This window comes from Dactylosporangium vinaceum, from assembly GCF_019904175.1.
In the GTDB taxonomy this organism is placed as follows: Bacteria; Actinomycetota; Actinomycetes; order Mycobacteriales; family Micromonosporaceae; genus Dactylosporangium; species Dactylosporangium vinaceum.
Genome location: NZ_CP061913.1, coordinates 10,113,022 through 10,132,569 on the forward strand (window position 1 = coordinate 10,113,022; position 19,548 = coordinate 10,132,569).

The following is a 19,548-nucleotide window of genomic DNA, read 5'->3' on the forward strand; positions in this document are numbered from 1 at the left end:
TCGGGTCGCCGTGATCGACAATTGAAACTGCCATCGCACGCCCGCGCCCCGGACAGGATTCAGTCCGGCCATTTCGCTTTCTGGAGTCGCGCGAGGATGGCCAGCCGGCGGCGGAGGGCCCGGGCGTCTCGAGTCGGGAGGGCTCGGACGACGGCCTGCAGCAGTTGGTCGGCGTCCGCGGGCTCCGGGCAGCAGCTCGGCACGCCGCACCCGGTGTACGTGTCGTCGTACGGCGGGTGGCCCGGCTGGTAGACGAGCTTCGGCCAGCGGTGTAATGCTGCCGCTGTCGCGCCGGGTGTGAAGGTGCGCCGTTCGAGGCGGGCGATGACGCCCTGGGCGCTTCCGGAGAGCCCGGAGATTCTCGAATACGGCCTGCGCCACGGGTCCGGGACAGGGACCGGCGGGCGGAGGTCGCCTGGCCGCCTACGCGGCATGAGCCTTTCGGTTATGCATGCTCGTCAGTATCGCACCGGTTCAGATACCCGGCGACGGGGCCGAACGTGAGCACCCCGCTACCGGCGGCGTGCTCGTGCGCGGCCGGGCGCAGTTCGGCGGCCAGCGAACACAGAGCGTTGCCGTCGTGCAGCTCGATCGCGGCCCGCGCGGCCAGGCTCAGTCTGGCCTCCCACAGCAGGTCGTGCGGCGACGGCGGCAGCGCCCGCAACGCGGCTCCGGCCTCGGTCCGGCGGCCGGCTCGGGCCAGGAGGAGCGGCCTGGCCCACGGCTCGTGCGGGCCCAGGTCGTCGGCGGCGGTCCACCGGTCTATGGACAGCAGCGCCAGCCCGAGCAGGCCCTCGTGCATCCCCGGCATGCCGGCGGTGGCCAGGTGGGCGTCGGCGGTCCGGTACGCGGACTCCGCCTGGTCGTAAGCGCCGGACGCCGCCAGGCGTAGCGCGGCGTACCACTGCGTGAAGACGGGGACGACCGGCAGCGTGTACCGCACCGCCAGCCGGTCCGCGGCCGCCGCGTGCGTGTCGGCCAGGGCGAAGTCGTTCAGCGCGCACGCCGACTGCAGGGCGATCAGGTGGGCCAGGACCTCGAACGTGGCCATGTCGTGGCTCGCCGACAGGGCCAGGAGTTCGCCGGCCAGGGCCAGGCGGGTCGCGGCCCGGCCCGGCGTCGTGAAGCTGTGCAGGAACCGGGCGTTCAGGGCCAGTGCACGCAGCGTCAGGTCGTCGCCGGCCAGCGCGTAAGCCTCCGCGGCGGCGTCGGCGCCCCGGGAGTCGGAGGCGCCTCGGAGCTCCATGGCCAGCGCCAGCAGGAGCCGCGCCCGGACCGGTCCGCCGGTGCCGGGCAGGGCCGCCGTCGCCGCGGACACGATCCGGGCCGACAGCTGCTCGTCGTCGTTTCGAGGCCATATCGCGGGTACGTCGAACGCGCCGAGCATCACCACAGGGTCCGCCGCGTCGAGCGCCGCGGCCCGGAGGCTGCGCGACTCCGCGAGGTGGCCGATGAGGGCCAGGGCGCGGCTCAGGCCGAGCATCGCGTCGGTGCCGGCCGGGTCGTGCGCGAGCGCCTGCCGCCACAGACGGGCCGCCTCGTGGGGGTTGCTGCGCCGTTCAGCCTCGGCGGCGGCGAGGGCCGAGTAGCGAGCGGCCCTCGGGCGGGTGCCTCGCGTGGCGGCGTGCGTGAAGTGGTACGCCAGCGAGAAGACGTCGTCCGGAGACAGCCGCTCCAGGGCCTCCCCCGCCGCGCGGTGCCAGGTGGAGCGGCGCGGGGCGGAGACATCGCCGTACACGGTGTCACGCACCAGAATGTGCGCGAATCTGCTCGCGTCCTGCAGGAAGCCGGCCCGGGTCGCTTCCTCGAGCGCGTCGACCACGTCCGCTTCGACGACGGTCGTCATCGACTTCCGATCGACGTCGTCCGTATTCACGACGGTCGTCATCGACTCTCGATCGACGTCGTCCGTATTCCCGACGGCCGTCAGCCGGTCTCGGTCGACGGCGTTTGTTTTCACGGCGGCCGTCAGCTGGCCCGGGTCGACGGCGTTCGTTTTCACGACGGTTGTCAGCCGGTCCGGGTCGACGGCGTTCGTTGCTACGACGGCCGTCAGCAGCTCTTGGTCGACGTCGCGCCCGAGGATGGAGGCTTGACGCAGTACCAGACGGGCGAATGGCGACAGCTGCGCCAACCGGTGCCGGATGACGTCGCGGACACCCGGTGGGACCGACGCCAGCGCGGCCGGCCCCTCGGCGGCCAGCAGGCGGGCGAGTTCCCGGGCGAAGAAGGGGTTCCCACCGGATCGCTCCCATATCCGGTGTACTGCCGCACCCTCGACCGCCCGCCCCACGACCTCATGCACCAGGGCGGCGACGGCCGGCTCGGGCAGCGGCCCGAGCCGGATGCGAAGCGGCTCCGCGCGAGCCAGACGGGCGAGGGCGGCGGTCAGCTGCGGCGACGGGTCGGTGTCACGCGCGGTGGCGAGCAGCCGAACCGCGGGTGGCAGGGAGGTCAGCAGCTCAAGGGTGTCCTGGTCGGCCCGGTGGAGATCCTCGGCGACGAGCAGCACCGGCCCTGGGCGGGCAGCCAACTCGGCGCCGGCGGTGCGCAGATCGCTCCAGGGCCACGTACCGGCCGCGCCCTCGTACTCACCGGCCCTCCCCCACAGCACCGTCCACCCGGTGAGCTCGGCCGCGAACGCCTCAACCAGCGCACTCTTCCCCGCACCGGCCTCACCTTCAACGAGCACAACCCTCCCGCCCGACCGCAGCCGCGCCAACTCCGCGTCCCGCCCAACCAGAGCGACCGCCCTACCGCCAGCAACCGCAACCGGCCCAACCGACCGCAGGCCCGCCAACGCCTCTTCGCGACCGACAGCCCCACCCATAGGCGCACGCCCAAACCCAGCCACAGCCGCTGCCGTGCGCACAGACGCGGACGCCGCCGCTGTCTCGGGCGCGGACGCCGCCGCCGTCTCGGGCGCGGACGCCGCCGCCGTCTCGAGCGCGGACGCCGCCGCTGTCTCGGGCGCGAGCACCGCCGCCGCTGTCTCGGGCGCGAGCACCGCCGCCGCTGTCTCGGGCGCGGACGCCGCCGCCGTCTCGGGCGCGGACGCCGCCGCGGCCTCTGGCGCGGATGCGGGTTCAAGCGCAGAAGGCCCAGGCGACGGCGCGGAGACGTGCGCGGACGCGGAAGCCGTTGACACGGGCACGGACGCCGCGGGCCCAGGCGACGCCACAGCGGTGCGCGCAGACGCGGGCGGTGCAGACTTGGACTCAAGCGCGGAAGTCGGCGCGGGCGGGGCGTCGAGTGGGGGCGCCGCCGTGGAGACGGGTGCGGGGGTGGGCGGCGGTTCGGGTAGGAGCGTCGGGGACTGGGCGAGGATGTCGGCCTCTACGCTGCGTAACGATGGACCGGGATCTATGCCCAGCTCCGCGGCCAGGACCTGGCGGGCCTCACGGAGTGCGGCGAGGGCGTCACCCTGGCGGCCGCTGCGGTACAGGGCCAGCGCCAGCAGGCGCCATGACTCCTCGCGCAGGGGATGCGTCGTCACGAATCGACGTAGGTCGGACGCGGCCTCGGCGTGGCGGCCGAGCGTCAGCAGGGCGGCCGCGCGACGCTCGGTGGCGAGCTGGTGCAGTTCGTCCAGGCGCTCGATCTCGGCGCGGGCCCAGCCTTCGGTTGACCACTCTGCGTACGCCTCCCCGCGCCACAGCGCCAGTGCCTCGTTCAGCGCCTCGAGCGGTGCCGACGGGTCGACGGCGACGGCCTCGAAGCGGTCGGCGTCGACTGTGCCGGGTGCGGTATGCAGGGCGTACCCGGGTGGGATGGTGACGAGGAGGCGCGGTGGCGTTCGTGGCGGGCGGTTCGGCTCCAGGGCGCGGCGCAGGTCGGCGATGAAGGTGCGTAATGCGGCAAGCGCTCCCGGTGGCGGAGCGCCGGACCAGACGTCATCGGTGAGGACGTCGACGGGGACGACGCGCCCGCGGGCGATGAGTAATCGCGCGAGTACGGTGCGGTGTCGCGGGCCTTTCAGCAGTACGACATCCGGGTCTTCGGCTTGTAATGGGCCCAGCACCCGGAAGGACGGCACGGTGCGATTATCCGCCGCTGATCGGTTGCTCATCCGTGCGGCACAGGCTCAGGGCATGGATTTTTCGTACCGCCGCGTCGAGGTCGCACCGTCCGTCACGCTCAACGTCGCTACACTGGGTAGTGGCCAGCCCATCGTGCTGCTGCACGGCTTTCCGCAGACGCACCTGATGTGGCGGCACGTGGCACCGCGGCTGGCGGACGCCGGCTACCAGGTCATCTGCCCGGATCTGCGCGGGTACGGTGACAGCGACAAGCCGGACGGTACCGCCGCCTACGCCAAGCGAGTGATGGCCGCCGATGTAATCGCGCTGGCCCAGGCGCTCGGACACGAGCGGTTCGCGCTCGCCGGGCACGACCGCGGGGCGCTCGTCGCGATCCGGGCCGGCCTCGACCACCCGGAGCACGTGACGCACCTGGCGTCGCTCGACGTCCTCCCGACGCTTGATTCTTGGGAGGTACTGCAGGGTACCGGCGGTGTCGTCGGCTTCCACCTGTACCTGATGGCCGCCCCGGCGCCGGTGCCCGAGCGGCTGATCGCGGGCGCGCCGGACGTCTTCTTCGGCCACTTCCTCGACACGTGGGGCAACGGATCGATCCCGGCGGACTTTCGCGAGGTCTATCTCCGCGCGTCTCGCAACGCGATCCCGTCGATAATCAGTGATTATCGTGCGACCGCCACAATCGATGTCGACGACGATCGAGCCGACCGGGCCGCGGGCCGCCGCCTGCAGATGCCGGTGACGGTGCTGCAACAGGACTGGGGCGCGGCGCTGGGCTTCGACGCCAAGGCCCGCTGGAGCGCCTGGGCCACCGACCTGACCCACCAGACCGTCACGGCCGGTCACTTCATGGCTGAAGAGGATCCGGAATTGGTGGTACGTCACCTGCTCGCACTGCTGGACCGGTAGCCCGGTAGACCGGCGGCAGGACCGCGCACGCTCCTCCAGCACTTCAACCTGGCGTCCGCAGACCGTCCGACACGATCCCGCTCTGCCGCCCCGAGCGTCCCCAGCAGCGCCACCGCCGGCAGCGGACCCAGCCACGCCGCCCGGGCATTGAGACCTCCCGGCCCCGCTCACCGTGCTGGCCCACCTCGCGCGGACCGTGCCGAGCGGGGCGGTGCAAGGCGGCCAGCGCAATTCGGGGTGGCGCAAGGCAGGCCGGCACAGGGCGGGCCGACGCGAGGCGGGCCGACGCGAGGCGGGGCAGGGCGGGCGGGAGTGGGTGCGCGGGCGGATCGGCCCCAGCGCGCATCGAGCTTGATGGACGTTCCGGTGCGCCAAGGCGGCTGCGGTGCGTGCCCCCGGCGTCTGGTTGACACCGGGGGCACGCGTCGGGCGCCCGCCTCCCCCCGTCAGTTGAAGCGGGCGCCCTCGTCGCGGCGGAAGGCCCAGGCGGCCAGGGCGGCCATGACGATCGTCCAGACGGCCAGCGAAATCATCGATTTGGGATCGACGTCGAATTTGCCGACCGCGGCCCAGACGAGCTCGACCGCGCCGCGGGTCGGGAGGTACGGGGCGATCGTCTCGACGAAGCCGGGGGCCTGGCCGGGAGCCGAGAGCAGGCCGCCACCGAACGCCATGGGGAAGAAGATGATCTGGGCGACGGCTAGGGCGGCCTTCATCGGCAGTGCGTATCCGATGGCCAGGCCCATGAACGTGAACGGCAGCGCGCCGAGGACCACCGCGCCGACGGCGAGGAGCAGGCCGGTCCAGCTCACGGTGGCCGCGGTGAACAGCCAACCGATGATGACCACGGGGAGTAGCGAGATCGTCATGAACGTCATCCCGGACAGGATGCGGCCGGCGAACGCGGCGGCCGGGCCGGCCGGGAGGGTGCGGGTGTAGGGGTCCCAGGGCTGGGCCCGGTCCTCGGCGACACCGACGCCGTAGTTGAACAGGCAGCTCGTCATTACCGCGAACATCACCATCGAGGCGGTCGCGAACGTGGCGCCGACGGGGTCGTCGCCGGCGAAGGGTACGACGAAGAACAGCATCGATGCGGCCGGGAAGAACGCACCGCCAATCACCGCGATCGGGATGCGGATCGTCTCGAGGATGCGGAACCGGGCGTGGGTGAGGGGCAGCGTGGTCATGGCTCTTCTCCGGTCCGTCAGGCTTTCGTCAGCGTCAGGAACGCCTCTTCGAGCGTGGTCGGCTGGACCTGCAGGCCGTGGAACGGCACGCCGGTTTGCACGAGGTCGCGGACCAGCTGGTCGGCGTCGGGGGTGAGCAGCGAGGTGCGCCCGTCGGCCTGTTCGACGCCTACGACGCCGGGAAGTTCGGGCAGGTCGGCCACGTCGAGGCTGACGCGGTGGATGCCGACCATCGAGCGGATCGCGGCCACGGTGTCGTCGGCCAGGATGCGGCCCTGGCCGACGACCACTACGCGGTCGGCGAGAGCCTCGATCTCCTCGAGGTAGTGGCTGGTGAGGACGACTGTCCCGCCGTCCTGCGAAAATCCTTGAATTGCGTCCCACAGCGCCCTTCGGGCCTGCACGTCGAGCCCGGTCGTCGGCTCGTCGAGAAAGACCAGGCGCGGCTTGCCGACAAAGGCCAGGGCCACGGCGAGGCGGCGCTTCTGGCCCCCGGAGAGCCCGCCGGTCTGCCGCCTGGCGACGTCGGTCAGGCCGAAGCGGTCGAGGAGGGCTGCGGGCGGTACTGAATCCGGAAAATGCTGCGCGACGAACTCGACGCATTCGCGCACCCGCAATGTCGCCGGCAGCCCGGTCTCCTGGGGTGTCATGCCGATTCGGCGGCGGTTCTCGGGCTTTCTCGGGTCGCCGCCGAACAGCTCGACGGTGCCGCTCGTCGGCCGCCGCAGACCGACCAGCAAATTGATGAGCGTGGACTTGCCGGCGCCGTTCGGCCCCAAAAGACCGAGGACGCCGCCCTGCGGAATGTCGAGCGAAACGCTGTCCAGGGCGAGGGTTTCGCCGTAGCGGCGGCTGACCTCGACGGTGCGCGCGAGCAGCATGGCTTTACCCCTAGGTCTTCGGAGGGTCGATGAGTGCGCGTAATGCGGCGGTGTAGTCGTCGAAGGCGACGCGCCCGCGCCGGGTGAGACAGGCCGAGGTCGTGGGCGTCCGTCCGCGGAACGACTTGACGACCTCGACATATCCCGCTTGTTCAAGCTTTGTCAGGTGTACCGAGAGATTGCCGGCCGTCATATCGAGAAGTTCCTGAAGCTTGGGGAACGTCATGCGGTCCCCTTCGCCGAGACTCGAGAGCGCAGCCATGATCCGTAGCCGGGCCTGCACGTGAATCACGGGATCCAGTTCGCTCAACGGCCTTTTCTTTCCTTCAGCGTCAGCAGCACCCCGAGCACGATCAGCCCGCCACCGCCGCCGAGCGAGATGACAAGCGAATGCCAGCCGGGCCCCGCGATCACGCCCGCAATGTTGATGACGGTGAGCCACGCCCCGAAAATGAACATGTCGCGCGACAGCCAGATGGCCGCGCCGCACATGTACATCGCGCTGACGAGCCCTACTGACGAGCAGGCCCACAGCAGCCCGCGCTCGGGTTCGGGCAGCAGGTCGGCGATCCGCCCGAGCGTCGTACCCATGCCGGCGAACGACAGGAACCAGGCAAACCCGTAGGCCGTTCCCCTCCAGGCCGACTGCCCTTCGAAGCCACGCTGCCGGACGACGCTGGTGACGGTCGTGGCAACCATGGCGAGCGCCATGAGCACGAACAGCGCGACGAGCGGCAGCCAGTCCGGCAGGTTGACGAACACTCGCTGATCCGGCCCGTACCGCAGGAACAGCAGCCCGAACCCAACGAACCAGGCCAACCCCCACGGCGCGTAGTACATCAGCGGGTTGAGCGAGATCGCCTTGCCAACAGCCAGCTGCTCCTTGCGGATCAACTCCAGAGAGTCAGCGGCCGAAGCCGGGGGCGCATCGTCATCGACGGGGGTCATGCAAAGAACTTTACGCTATAAACTCGTTTACCTCAACAGGCCAAGTCGGAGGCACTCTCACCTGCACCAGCGGCCTTGTCAGGATCTCCACCACGATCTACGACACGTCTGGAGGCCGAAGGACGCCCGCCAGCGCACCGCACATTCCGGCCGCGAACGTCTCGGCCTGGACAATCGTCGACATCGACGACTATCCAGGCGCACGCAAGACCCGCACGCTTGTCCACCCGCGCAGTCGACATGCCCTGACAATCGTCAACGTCGACGACTATCAACCCGCACAAGCGGCCAGCACGATCGTCCACGTCCGCGGTCGACATGCCTCGACAGTCGTCAACGCCGACGATCGTCACCCACAAAACCGGGACCGGCACGGTGAACCAGCCCGCGCAGGATCGAACCGCTCACGTGGCTCGCACGACCGTCCACTCCCACAGCCGACATGCCCCGACAGTCATCAACGTCGACGATCGTCACCCGCGAAACCGAGACGGGCACGGTGAACCAGCCCACGCAGGATCGAACCGCTCACGCGGCTCGCACGACCGTCCACTCCCACAGCCGACATGCCCCGATAGTCATCAACGTCGACGATCGTCACCCGCGAAACCGAGACGGGCACGGTGAACCAGCCCACGCAGGATCGAACCGCTCACGTGGCTCGCACGACCGTCCACTCCCACAGCCGACATGCCCCGACAGTCGTCAACGCCGACGATCGTCACCCACAAAACCGGGACCGGCACGGTGAACCAGCCCACGCAGGACCGAACCGCTCACGCGGCTCGCACGACCGTCCACGTCCGCAGTCGACACGCCCCGACAGTCGTCAACGTCGACGATCGTCACCCGCGGCGGTGCGCCCGACGAACGCCTCCTCCTGCGAGAGGAAACCGGGACAGGCACGCTCAACCAGCGCGCGCAGGATGGACACGCCACCCGAAGGGCCCTGGCGGACTCGGAGCACGAAGGCGTGCGTGAAAGGTCATGGCGTGTGCGAGTCAGGGCCCGCGTGAAGCGAGAGGCCGGGCCGGCGTTGGCGGCCGGGAAGTGCAGCATGTCGTTGGGTAGCCGGCGACGATCACGGCGATCTCGTCGCGGTGGTCCTCCACCGGCTTGACCAGAGCGTCGACCGCCTCCGGGCCGGCGGGCGCGCCCGCCGGTCGATCGGGTGAGGACAGTGCCGGTCGGGAAAGCTTCTGTTGCCGACCCGTGTACCGGCATGCCGTCCGTTGCTCGTGGGAGTACTTGCGCGGCCGAATCTCGTGCGGGTTCTAACCAGCAGGTGGACGGCAGGGCCGACGCTGCGCCTAGCCCGTGAGTGGACGACAGCGAAGGTGCGCCTAGCAAGCGGAAGGCCGGCCGCTCGCGACGAGGGCCGGCCTTCCGTGGTGCGGTTGCGGGTCAGAGCTGGCTGCTCAGGCCCGCCCCAAGGTGGTGCTGGTCAGAGCGGCGACGGGGCCGGCTCCAGCGGGTCGACGCGGTGGCGGCCGTCCGGTTCGGGGCCGTCGGTGTCGGGGTCGGGGGCGGTCAGCGGAGAGGCGTGCTTGCCCTCTCGGCGCTGGCGCCGCTTTTCCTTCGTGGACTCGACCATGGTGTACAGCGTCGGCACCAGGACCAGGGTGAGCAGCGTCGAGCTCACCAGGCCGCCGATCACCACGATGGCCAGCGGCTGGGAGATGAAGCCGCCCTCGCCGGTCAGGCCGACCGCCATCGGGAGCAGGGCGCAGATCGTTGCCACCGCGGTCATGAGGATCGGGCGCAGGCGGCGTCGGCCGCCTTCCACCACGGCCTCGCGGACGTGCATGCCGCCTTCCTGATACTGGTTGATCAGGTCCATGAGGACGATGGCGTTGGTGACCACGATGCCGATGAGCATCAGGACGCCGATCATGGCGGGCAGGCCGAGCGGGGTGCCCGTCGCCAGGAGCAGGATGATCGCACCGGTGGCGGCGAACGGGATGGAGACCAGCAGGATCAGCGGCTGGGCGACGCTCTTGAAGGTGGCCACCATGATGATGAACACGATCGCGATCGCGGCCAGCATCGCCAGGCCCAGCTGCCCGAAGGCCTCGTTCTGGTCCTGCGTGGCACCGCCCAGGGTGACCGTCGCGCCGGCCGGGAAGGTCAGCGAGTCCAGCTTCTTCTGCAGGGCGGTGGAGACGGCGCCGAGGTTGTCGCTGTCGGCGCGGCCGGTCACCGACGCGCTGCGGTTGCCGTCGATGCGGGTGATGGCGACCGGGCCGGTGTCCTGGGTGACGTCGGCGATCTGGTCGAGCCGGACGAAGGGCGGGTTGCCCTGCACCGGGATCGTCAGCGTCTTGAGCTGGTCCAGGGACGTCGGGGCCGGTCCGGAGCGGAGCACCAGGTCGCGCTGGGAGCCGTCGATCGTCATCTGGGTCAGGGTCTGGCCGCGGTACGCCGCGGACACGATGCCGCCCACGGCCGCGTCGCTCAGGCCGTACTTCGCGGCCTGGTCGCGCTTCACCTTGACGTCGATGCGCGGGTTGCTGGCGGCGAGGTTGCTCTCGACGTCGGCGACGCCGGAGACCTCCTTCATGGCCGCGGTGACCTGGTCGGCGGCCTTGGCGAGGTCGTCGGGGTTGTTGGCCTTGATGACGACCTCGAGCTGGTCGCCCGAGCCGCCGCCACCACCGCCCGCGGTGATCTTCACGGTGCCGACGCTGTCGCCGGCCGCGGTGACCTCGGAGCGCAGCTCGTCGATGACCTTCTCGACGTCGGTGCCGTCCACCGCGGTGACCGAGAAGTTGGCCGTGTTGCCGGACTGGGCACCGCCGAAGCCGAAGCCCGCGGAGGCGCCGATCGTGGCCTGGTACGCCTTGATGTCGCTCCGCTTCGCCAGCAGGTCCTCGATCTTCTTGGCCGCGGCGTCGGTGGTGGCCAGGCTGGAGCCGACCGGCAGCTCCTGGGAGATGGCGAACTCCGTCTGACCCGACTGGTCGATGAAGTTCGTCTTCAGCTGAGTGGCCAGGCCCATCGTGAAGATGAACACGACGATGCTGGCGGCCACGGTGATCCAGCGGGTGGCGCGGCTGCGGGTGACCCAGCTGATGATCGGCACGTAGGTGCGCTGGAGCAGGTTGCGCCGCTCCTTCTCGTGGGCCTTGGCCTCGATCTCCTCGCGCTCCGCCTCACTCAGGGCGGTCCGGCGACGGCCCAGGAACCAGTACGCGAGCACCGGCACCACGGTCAGCGCCACGAGCAGCGAGGCGAGCAGGGCCACGGCGATGGTCACCGCGAAGGGCCGGAACAGCTCGCCGGCGAGGCCGCCGACCAGGCCGATCGGGAGGAACACGGCGACGGTGGTGAGGGTCGAGGCGACGACCGCGCCGGTGACCTCCTTGACGCCGGTGAGGATCGCGTGGATCTTCTCCTCGCCGTACTCCAGATGTCGTTTGATGTTTTCGAGCACCACGATCGAGTCGTCGACCACGCGGCCGATGGCGATGGTGAGCGCGCCGAGGGTGAGCAGGTTGAGCGAGTAGTCGCCGACCCAGAGGCCGATGAGCGCCACGACCACCGAGAGCGGGATGGACACCGCGGTGACGATCGTCGAGCGCAGCGAGAACAGGAAGACCAGGATCACGAGGACCGCGAAGAGCAGGCCCAGTGCGCCCTCGGTGGAGAGGCTCTTGATCGACGACTCGACGAACGGCGCCTGGTCGAAGACCGACGTGAGCTTCGTGTCGCCGCCGAGCGACTTCTCCAGGTCGGCCAGCTTGTCGCGGACCGCGTGGGAGATCTTCACGGCGTTGCCGTCCGGCGCGGCCGTGACCGCGATGCCGAGGCTGGCCTTGCCGTTGGTACGGGTGATCGAGGTGGCCTCGACCGTCTTGAGCTCGACCGTGGCCACGTCGCCGAGCTTCGCGGTCGGCGTGACGTTGAGGTTCTTGAGCTGGTCGAGCGTGTTGAGGGTGCCGCCGACCTGCACCGCGAGGGACTTGTCGCCCTCGGTCAGGGTACCCGCCGGGAAGGAGATGCCGTTCGACTTCAGCGCGGCGGTCAGCGACTGTCCGTTGACCCCGGCCGGGAACGCCTTTGCCGGATCGAGCGTGATGAGCACGTTCTGCTTCGCGGCGCCGGTCACCTCGACCTGGCGCACGCCCTCGATGCCCTGCAGCGCCGGTACGACGACCTGGTCGAGCTGCTGCGCGAAGGCGATCTGGTCACCGCTGCGGGAGGCCGCCAGCACCACGGCCGGCAGGTCGTCGGTCGAGCCGGCGATGACCTGCGGGTCGACGTCGGCCGGCAGCTGGGCCCGGACCCGGGCGATGGCCGTGTTCATCTTGTTGGTGATGTCGTCGACCGAGGTGCCGAACTCGAACGACACCTGCACCGTGGCCACGCCTTCGCGGCTGGTGGAGGTGATGTCCGAGAGGCCGGGCACGCCCTGCAGCGCGCTCTCGATCGGCTTGGTCACCTGCTCCTCGACGATGTCCGGCGACACGCCCGGGTAGGACGCGACGACGAAGGCCGCCGGGAACTCGATGGAGGGGATGAGCTGCTGTTTCAGCGATGGAATGGCAATGGCGCCGAAGCCCAGGACGACGATCGCGATGATCGCGACCAGCCCCCGGTTCGCCAAACTGAGCCGGGCGAGGAACGACATGTCTGGAGTCTTCTTCCAATCGGCTACGACATACGTTAGTTCGTGTGATGCTAACGGTTCGCCTGGCGCAAAGTTTATCCAGGGGGTAAAACTTTCCTGTGAACAGTCACAGGGAAGCGCTCCTCAAACGCGTCGCCGCCGCCGACGAACGCATGCGCGCCCTGCTCGCATACGACCGCACCAATCCCCTGTTCTCAGTTAACCTCACGATGCAGCAGCTCAAGGTGCTTATGCTGCTGTCCCGGCACGACGGCATCGCCTCGGCCGAGCTCACCCGCCGCCTCGGTGTGAGCCTGGCCACGCTCTCGGGGATCGTCGATCGATTAGTGACCCAGGGCTACGTCACGCGCACGGAGGATCAGCAGGATCGCCGCATCCGCCGCATCCACCTCTCCCCGGCGGGCCGCAAGCTGCTCACCGAGATCGCGGACGGTGGCACCCAGTCACAGCAGCGGCTCCTGCGCCGGCTGGACGACGAGACCCTCGGCATGCTCGCATCGGTACTGGAGCGGGTCATCGAGGCGGCCGCGGCCGACATCGCCGAGCAGGCGGCCGCCGAGCACCAGGCCGAGGATGGGCCGGCTCAGCCGAGCGACCGGTCAGCCCCGACGTTTCCGGTCACGGCCACTGAGGCGGCCCATCCGCACTAGGACACGCGCCCGGCCGGACCCCGGTTCACCCCGCCCCGGGCAAATACCCGCGGCGGGCCCGGGTAGCCGCGAAGCCCATGCGGAGCGTGCTCGTCCTCGTCCTCGTCACAAGCGCAATCCTGCTGCCGACGCCGGCCACCGCGGCGCCCGAGCCGAGGCCGGCGGGCCTGCACGTCCGCAACGGGCGGCTCGTCGAGGCCAACGGCAGCGACCTGGTGCTGCGCGGGGTGAACCACGACTTCATCTGGTACCCGGACAAGAACGGCTCGTTCGCCGCCATCAAAGCCACAGGCGCCAACGCGGTCCGGGTGCCGCTCGGGATGGGCCACCAGTTCCGCCGGACCAAGCCGGAGGAAGTCCACACGATCGTCACGCTCTGTCGCCAGGAGCGCCTGATCTGCATCCTCGACGCGCACGACACGACCGGCTTCGGCCAGGACAAGAAGGCGGCCACGATCGCCGACGCGGTGGCGTTCTGGACATCGCTGCGGGACGAGCTCGCCGGCCACGAGGACCACGTCATCATCAACGTCGCCAACGAGCCGTTCGGCATCGGCGGTGACTGGCCGTGGTCACAGCAGACGGCGGCCGCGGTCCGGGCCCTGCGCGCGGCCGGCTTCAAGCACACGCTCATGGTCGACGCGCCCGGCTGGGGTCAGGACGAGGCGTTCGTGATGCGCGACAACGCCGAGCAGATCCGCGCCGCCGACCCGGCCGGCAACACGGTGTTCGACATCCACATGTACGGAGAGTTCGACAACGCCGCGAAGGTGAACTCGTACCTCGGTGCGTACACCCGGCGAAAGCTGCCGATCATCATCGGCGAGTTCTCCGGCGAGCACGAGTGGGGCGACCCCGACGAGGACGCCATCATGGCCTACGCGGAGGGGCATTCCGTGGGCTACTTCGGCTGGTCGTGGAGCGGCAACGACAAGCCCTACAGCTACCTCGACCTGGTGCACGACTTCAATCCGGCCAGCCGCACCGCCTGGGGCGAGCGGTTCCTTTCGGGACCGAACGGCATTTCCACCGACACGCGAGAAGCAACGATGTTCCGCAATGGTACTGCCAGTGCCTCACTCAACGTCACGAACGTCACGTCGAGCTCCGTCACGCTCACCTGGCCCCGCCACGCCACCGGCACGACCTATCTCGTGGTCGCCGTGAACGGCGCAGGCGAGTCCCGCCTGACCGCGACCGCCCGCACCGCGGTGACGCTGCGCGGCTTGAAGGGCTCCAGGGAGTACACCTTCGCCATTTATGCTCGAAGTCTGCTGGGCATCCGAGGCCCGCGCTCGGCCGCCGTCTACGCCGTGACACCACCGGCCTGACAGGGCACCGCACCGCCGGCCGCGCGCCCGGGACCGCGGCCCGGCTCAGCCGGCCGGTTTGGTGACGGTCTTCATCGGCAGCAGCGTCCGGCTCTTCCCGGGCCGCGGACTCTCCGCCGCCGCGGCCGCCAGCTGCTGCGCATGCTGCCGCTGCTTCTCCCAGTGCCCGTAGAGCGCCCCCTGCTGAGCCAGCCGCGAGACCGCCTTGATGGTCTCGGGGTCCACGTCCCCGGGCGCCGCATCCCGCCAGGGCGTGCCCGGCAGCGGCATGAAGACGTGCGAGTGGATCCGCGCCCCGAGCCCGGCCAGCTCGGTCGCGAGGCGCAGCGAGGCCTCCGCGTCGGCCGGGTCCTCCCCCGGCATCCCGAAAATCATGTCGACGTTGATCCGGAACCCGGCCGCGATCCCCAGCCGCACCGCCCGCCGCACCGACTCGACGTCATGCCCCCGCTTGGCCGCCTCGAGCACCCGCTCCGACCCCGACTGCGCCCCGACGATGAGGTTGTCGTTCGCGCAGTACTTCTTGACGAGCGCGAGCGCGCCGACGCTCATGTGCTCGGGCCGGATCTCACTGGGAAACGACCCGAAGAACACCCTCCCACCGGGCCCGATCCCCTCCTTGCAGCTGGCCAGGAGCTCCTCGACCGCCTCCAGGTTGGGCTCCTCGTCATCCGCCCCGTACGACAACGACGTGGGCGTGATGAACCGGACGTCCCGCTTCCCGAGCTCCCGCATCCGATCGACATGCCACCGCACGTTCTCGACCGACCGGTGCCGGAACCGGGCCGAAAACATGAACGGCGTCTGGCAGAACCGGCAGGCGTAGACGCAGCCCCGCGTGATCTCGATGGGGTTCATGCGCTTGTAGGTAAGCGGGAACGCCCTGTAGGTGCCCAGCGGTTCGCGGTGGGCCTTGCCGGTCCTGATGAGGTTGCCGGCGGCGTCGCGGTAGACGAGGCCCTGGATGCCCGTCGGGTCGCCGCCCTGGTCCACGAGGGTCAGCAGGGTGCTCTCGCCCTCGCCCACGGCGGCGATGTCCCAGCCCGCGTCCAGGGTGCGGACGGGCTCGGCGGTGGCGTGGACGCCGCCGGCGACGTGGACGGCTCCCGGCGCCTGCTCCCTGATGGTCGTGAGCTCGTCGGCCAGGGCGGCGGCGTCCGGGGAGTAGAAGCTCCACAGGACCAGGGTCCGGGCTGCGCCTCGGGACGCCCTGATGGCCTCGACGGTGGCGGTGGCCGACTCGGCGAAGACCACCTCGTAGCTCGTCGTGGTCCTGTGCTCCTCAAGGGCGGCCAGCAGCACGTGGTGGCCGTAGGTGACCGCCTTGCGGTACCGCAGGATCAGAACGAGGTCGACGCCGCTCACGTGTCCCATCCTGGCAGGGGCCGGGATGCCTGGTGCCGGCCGGTCCGCAGATATCGGGCTAGGGGGCGCTCAGGGCGAGGCTGTCGGCGCGGCGGCCGGTGGTGGTGTCGACGATGGTGGTGGTCAGGGTGGTCTTCGTGGACTTGGCGGGGGCGGGGATGCCCAGGACCTTTGCCAGTTCTTTGAGTTGCGGGACCGTCAGTTTCAGGTCGTTGAGGTATTGGGTGGCGGCCTGGCGGGTTTCCAGCTGGGAGAGCATGTCCTGGATCTCGGTGACCGGGCGGGACAGGGCTGCTCCCGCGGCGGCGGGCCGGCGGGGTGGGCGCGGGGAGCGGCCGGCTTTCGGGACCAACTCCAGTTTGGCCTCGCCGGAGGCCAGGTCGGCCAGTTGGTCGGCGGGCAGCGACTTCACGAAGGCGGCCACGCGGAGGAGCACCTCGTGGGCCAGGTCGGCTGGGGTGGTCATGGCAACCAATCTTTTCACGGTCTGGTGCGGGCCAGGAACTCGCTCGTCAGCTGCTGCAGTTCGTAGCGTAGATTCTCGACCGCCGCGGTGCCCTGCGGGGACAGGACGGCCGGGACGGCGCGCAGGCCCGCCTCGGTCACCGCTGACTTGTTGTCGCGGATCGTCTGCCGGAAGACCGGCATCTCGATCTCGGTCGTCGCCTGGACCGAGGTCTGCTGCGTGAGCAGGGGGCCGTTCGCGGTGTACTGCACCATCGTGTACACCACCCCGATGATCTCCGGGTTGATCGGCGTGGGAGCTACGGAGTTGTAGTCCTCGACAAGCGCCGACAGCCGGGTCCGGAGCAGGTCGATGCCCAGCGTGGAGAGGTAGTCGGGGCGGGCGGGGACGATCACGTGGTCGCTGGCCACCAGCGCCGTGCGGGTCACCAGGTTGAAGTTCGGCGGGCAGTCGATCAGCACGGTGTCGTACTTGTTGAACGAGGGGTCCGCGAGCGCGTCGGCCAGCAGGCGGTACACCTGCAGGTATCTGGGGCTGCTCTTCTGGAAGCGGGAGCCGCCGAGGCCGGCCGCCAGGTCCAGGTCGGCATCGACCAGGCCCAGCTGGGAGGCGATGAGGTGCAGGTTGCCGCCCATGGGCTGGACGATCGCGTTCACCGCGTGGGGGGCCAGGACGTACTTGAACAGGGGCTCCGGTGCCCTTGTGGTGACGAAGGCGTCGAACCAGGAGCGGATCGTGGGCTGCTCGGTGAAGTCGGACGGGCGGTAGAAGGAGTACGTCAGGCTGGCCTGCGGGTCCAGGTCGATCAGGAGCACCTTGCGGCCGCGGGCGGCCAGTTCGGCGCCCAGGTTGGCGGTGACGGTGGTCTTGCCGACGCCGCCCTTGTAGTTGATGACGGATACGACGCTCATCGCGAGTGGCGGCCCTTCGGGCGGTCGCGGCCCGCGCGCTCGTCGAGCAGGGCGGCGGCCCGGTGCAGGACCTCGTCCCACAGCGGCTGCGGGGCGCCGCCCGCGACCATCGCGGCCAGGTCCTCGGCCACGCGGTCCAGGAGGGAGAGCTCGATCGTCGGGTCCGGGTCGGGTTCGATGACGCGGCGCTGGCGCGGGATCGACGGCGCCGCCAGAGACGTGGCCGGCTCCAGGGGCAGGGTGTCGCCGCTGGCCACGATGTCGAGGTAGCGGATGGTGCGGGTCAGCGCGACGAACAGGAGGCGGTGGCCGCGGACGTCCTCGGCGACGATCTCCTCCGGCTCGACGACGATCACCGCGTCGAACTCCAGGCCCTTGGCCTCCTGCGGGGAGACCAGGTTGAGGGTGCGGTCCAGCTCGCCCTGGTCGGCGCGGCCCCACGGGAGGTCGTTGGCGTGGAGGGCGAACTCGAGCTCGGGGCGCAGCACCGCCGGGCAGATGATGCCCACGAAGCGCTGGGCTTCCAGGTGGTCGCGGGCGATCTGGGCCACGCGGCCGGCCCGCTCCCCCGGCTCGACGACGTGGGTGCCGGGGTCGGCGGGGCCCTCGCGGACGACCTTCGTGGGCTCGACGCCGGGCGCCGCGGTCGGCAGCAGCATGGCCGCGAGCTCGTACACCTGGCGCGGGACGCGGTAGCCGTACTTCAGGTTGGCGATGGCCCGCTGCTGCTGCGGCGGCAGGTGCTCGGTGACCTCGTCCCAGGAGTCGCGGGCCCAGGCGCCGGTGGACTGGGCCAGGTCGCCGACCAGGGTGAAGGAGCCGTTGGCCGAGCGGCGTCCGAGCGAGCGCAGCTGCATCGGGGACAGGTCCTGGGCCTCGTCCACGACGATGTGGCGGTAGCGGCCGGTGGCGCCGTTGATCAGCTCGTCGACCTCGTCCAGCAGCGGTACGTCGTCCGCGCTCCAGATCTGCGCGCTGAGCCGGTCGGCGCCCCGGCGGTACAGCAGCGAGATCTCCTGCTCCGAAAATGCACTGCCGGCCGCGGCGACCATGCGGCTGCGCGACCCGAACAGGCCGCGCAGGAACGCGGCCGGGCTCTGGAGCGGCCAGAGCCGCTCGAGGAGGTTCTCGACCGGGGCCAGGCGCTCGGCTTCGAGGGGGCCGCCGCGGTCGCGGACCAGCTCGGCCAGGCGGGCGCGGAGGCGCTGGCGGCGGTGGGCGTAGGCGCCGGGAGCGCGGCGGGCCGCTGTCACCTCGGCCGCGACCTCGGCGCCGGTCAGGGTCAGGAAGCGGCCGTCGAACAGCATCCGCTCGGCCGCCTCGGGAGCGCCGATGCGCGCCTCCAGGGCCCGGGCCAGGAAGCCGGCCATCCGGGACTCGCCCTTGAGGCGGTGGGTCGCGGGGTCCTCCTGGCGGCCGCGCTGGACCGGCGGGCCGAGTTGGTCGATGTCGATCTGCTCGACGTCGGTGTCGCCGAGGCTCGGCAGGACGCGGCGGATGTACCGCGTGAACGCCGGGTGTGGCCCGACGACCAGGACGTCGCGCGGGCGGAGGCGGTCCTGCTCGTTGTAGAGCAGCCAGGAGACGCGGTGCAGGGCGACGGCGGTCTTGCCGGTGCCGGGGCCGCCCTCGATCACCAGGACGTGCTCGAGCGGGAAGCGGATCAGGCGGTACTGCGCGGCCTGGATGGTGGCCACGATGTCGTGCATCTCGCCGGTGCGGGCCCGGTCCAGCTCCCCGAGCAGGGCGGCGTCGGGCCCCTCCAGGGCCTCGACGTCGGCGGCCAGCTGCTCGAAGATCAGGTCCTGGAAGTCCAGGATCCGGTTCGCCTCGGTGGTGAAGGTGCGCTTGCGCGTCAGACCGTGCGGATCTTCGACCGACGCCTCGTAGTACCGCTTCGCGAACTCGGACTTCCAGCTGATGACGAGCAGCTGCCGCTGGTCGTCGAAGATCGGCTCGTGGCCGATGTAGAGGCGCTCGTCGTCGAGATCGGCTCGCCCGAGGGCCACGGCGTGGTCCGCAGCGGCCATGCTGTCCCGGCGGTTGCGGCGGAAGCCGAACAGGGAGCGGCCCGCGCCGGCGTTGGCGGCGGCGTCCGGGGACTCCCCCAGCTCCGCCCGAGCCCGCTCGCGATGCTTGTGGGCGAGATCGAAGTGTTGCTGCTCAGCAGCGATCTCGGCTGCCTTGGAATCCACAGAACTCCCTCGGACGAGTGCGCCTCACGCTACCCCGA

General features: G+C 70.5%; 13 protein-coding genes. 3 read left to right on the forward strand and 10 right to left on the reverse strand.

Going from position 1 to position 19,548, the window contains the following annotated elements; all coding sequences use genetic code 11:
• Nucleotides 1-445 precede the first annotated feature (445 nt).
• A complete protein-coding gene (locus Dvina_RS54910; RefSeq protein WP_246655743.1) occupies nucleotides 446-4,036 on the reverse strand; it encodes an ATP-binding protein in 3,591 nt (1,196 codons plus the stop codon).
• Between the two features lie 55 nt (nucleotides 4,037-4,091).
• Between Dvina_RS54910 and Dvina_RS45420 the strand changes: the two genes are divergently transcribed.
• Nucleotides 4,092-4,946 carry an alpha/beta fold hydrolase gene (locus Dvina_RS45420; RefSeq protein ID WP_223097497.1) on the forward strand — a complete coding sequence of 285 codons (855 nt, stop codon included), beginning with the start codon at nucleotides 4,092-4,094 and terminating at the stop codon, nucleotides 4,944-4,946.
• A 446-nt stretch (nucleotides 4,947-5,392) separates the two neighbouring features.
• Here Dvina_RS45420 and Dvina_RS45425 read toward each other — a convergent pair whose 3' ends face one another.
• From Dvina_RS45425 to Dvina_RS45445, 5 genes are all read right to left on the reverse strand, one after another.
• Entirely contained in the window at nucleotides 5,393-6,133 is a 741-nt protein-coding gene (locus Dvina_RS45425) for an ABC transporter permease (RefSeq protein WP_223097498.1), read from the reverse strand.
• 17 nt (nucleotides 6,134-6,150) lie between these two features.
• Entirely contained in the window at nucleotides 6,151-7,014 is an 864-nt protein-coding gene (locus Dvina_RS45430; RefSeq protein ID WP_223097499.1) for an ABC transporter ATP-binding protein, read from the reverse strand.
• Between the two features lie 10 nt (nucleotides 7,015-7,024).
• Nucleotides 7,025-7,324: a winged helix-turn-helix domain-containing protein gene (locus Dvina_RS45435; RefSeq protein WP_223097501.1), complete on the reverse strand. Its 300-nt coding sequence runs from the start codon at nucleotides 7,322-7,324 to the stop codon at nucleotides 7,025-7,027.
• On the reverse strand, nucleotides 7,321-7,962 hold the full coding sequence (locus Dvina_RS45440) for a transporter (RefSeq protein ID WP_223097503.1): 642 nt from the start codon (nucleotides 7,960-7,962) through the stop codon (nucleotides 7,321-7,323). The genes Dvina_RS45435 and Dvina_RS45440 overlap by 4 nt, the downstream gene beginning before the upstream one ends.
• A gap of 1,444 nt (nucleotides 7,963-9,406) precedes the next feature.
• Complete coding sequence (locus Dvina_RS45445) at nucleotides 9,407-12,592, reverse strand: efflux RND transporter permease subunit (RefSeq protein ID WP_223097505.1); 3,186 nt, start codon at nucleotides 12,590-12,592, stop codon at nucleotides 9,407-9,409.
• A gap of 98 nt (nucleotides 12,593-12,690) precedes the next feature.
• Here Dvina_RS45445 and Dvina_RS45450 point away from each other — a divergent pair, with 98 nt between their 5' ends.
• Both Dvina_RS45450 and Dvina_RS45455 read left to right on the forward strand, forming a co-directional pair.
• On the forward strand, nucleotides 12,691-13,242 hold the full coding sequence (locus tag Dvina_RS45450; protein ID WP_223097506.1) for a MarR family winged helix-turn-helix transcriptional regulator: 552 nt from the start codon (nucleotides 12,691-12,693) through the stop codon (nucleotides 13,240-13,242).
• A 77-nt stretch (nucleotides 13,243-13,319) separates the two neighbouring features.
• Nucleotides 13,320-14,573: a cellulase family glycosylhydrolase gene (locus tag Dvina_RS45455; RefSeq protein ID WP_223097509.1), complete on the forward strand. Its 1,254-nt coding sequence runs from the start codon at nucleotides 13,320-13,322 to the stop codon at nucleotides 14,571-14,573.
• Between the two features lie 45 nt (nucleotides 14,574-14,618).
• On the opposite strand, the gene Dvina_RS45460 is transcribed toward Dvina_RS45455, so the two are convergent.
• The 4 genes from Dvina_RS45460 to Dvina_RS45475 are packed head-to-tail and all read right to left on the reverse strand — an operon-like array spanning nucleotide 14,619 to nucleotide 19,510.
• A complete protein-coding gene (locus Dvina_RS45460) occupies nucleotides 14,619-15,947 on the reverse strand; it encodes a TIGR04013 family B12-binding domain/radical SAM domain-containing protein (protein ID WP_223097519.1) in 1,329 nt (442 codons plus the stop codon).
• A 49-nt stretch (nucleotides 15,948-15,996) separates the two neighbouring features.
• Nucleotides 15,997-16,404 carry a hypothetical protein gene (locus tag Dvina_RS45465; protein ID WP_223097521.1) on the reverse strand — a complete coding sequence of 136 codons (408 nt, stop codon included), beginning with the start codon at nucleotides 16,402-16,404 and terminating at the stop codon, nucleotides 15,997-15,999.
• Nucleotides 16,405-16,418: 14 nt separating this feature from the next.
• A complete protein-coding gene (locus Dvina_RS45470) occupies nucleotides 16,419-17,315 on the reverse strand; it encodes a ParA family protein (RefSeq protein WP_223097523.1) in 897 nt (298 codons plus the stop codon).
• The gene (locus tag Dvina_RS45475; protein WP_223097525.1) at nucleotides 17,312-19,510 is read right to left on the reverse strand and encodes a HelD family protein; all 2,199 of its coding nucleotides are present in this window, start codon (nucleotides 19,508-19,510) and stop codon (nucleotides 17,312-17,314) included. Before Dvina_RS45475 ends, Dvina_RS45470 begins: the two co-directional genes overlap by 4 nt.
• Between the last annotated feature and the right edge of the window lie 38 nt (nucleotides 19,511-19,548).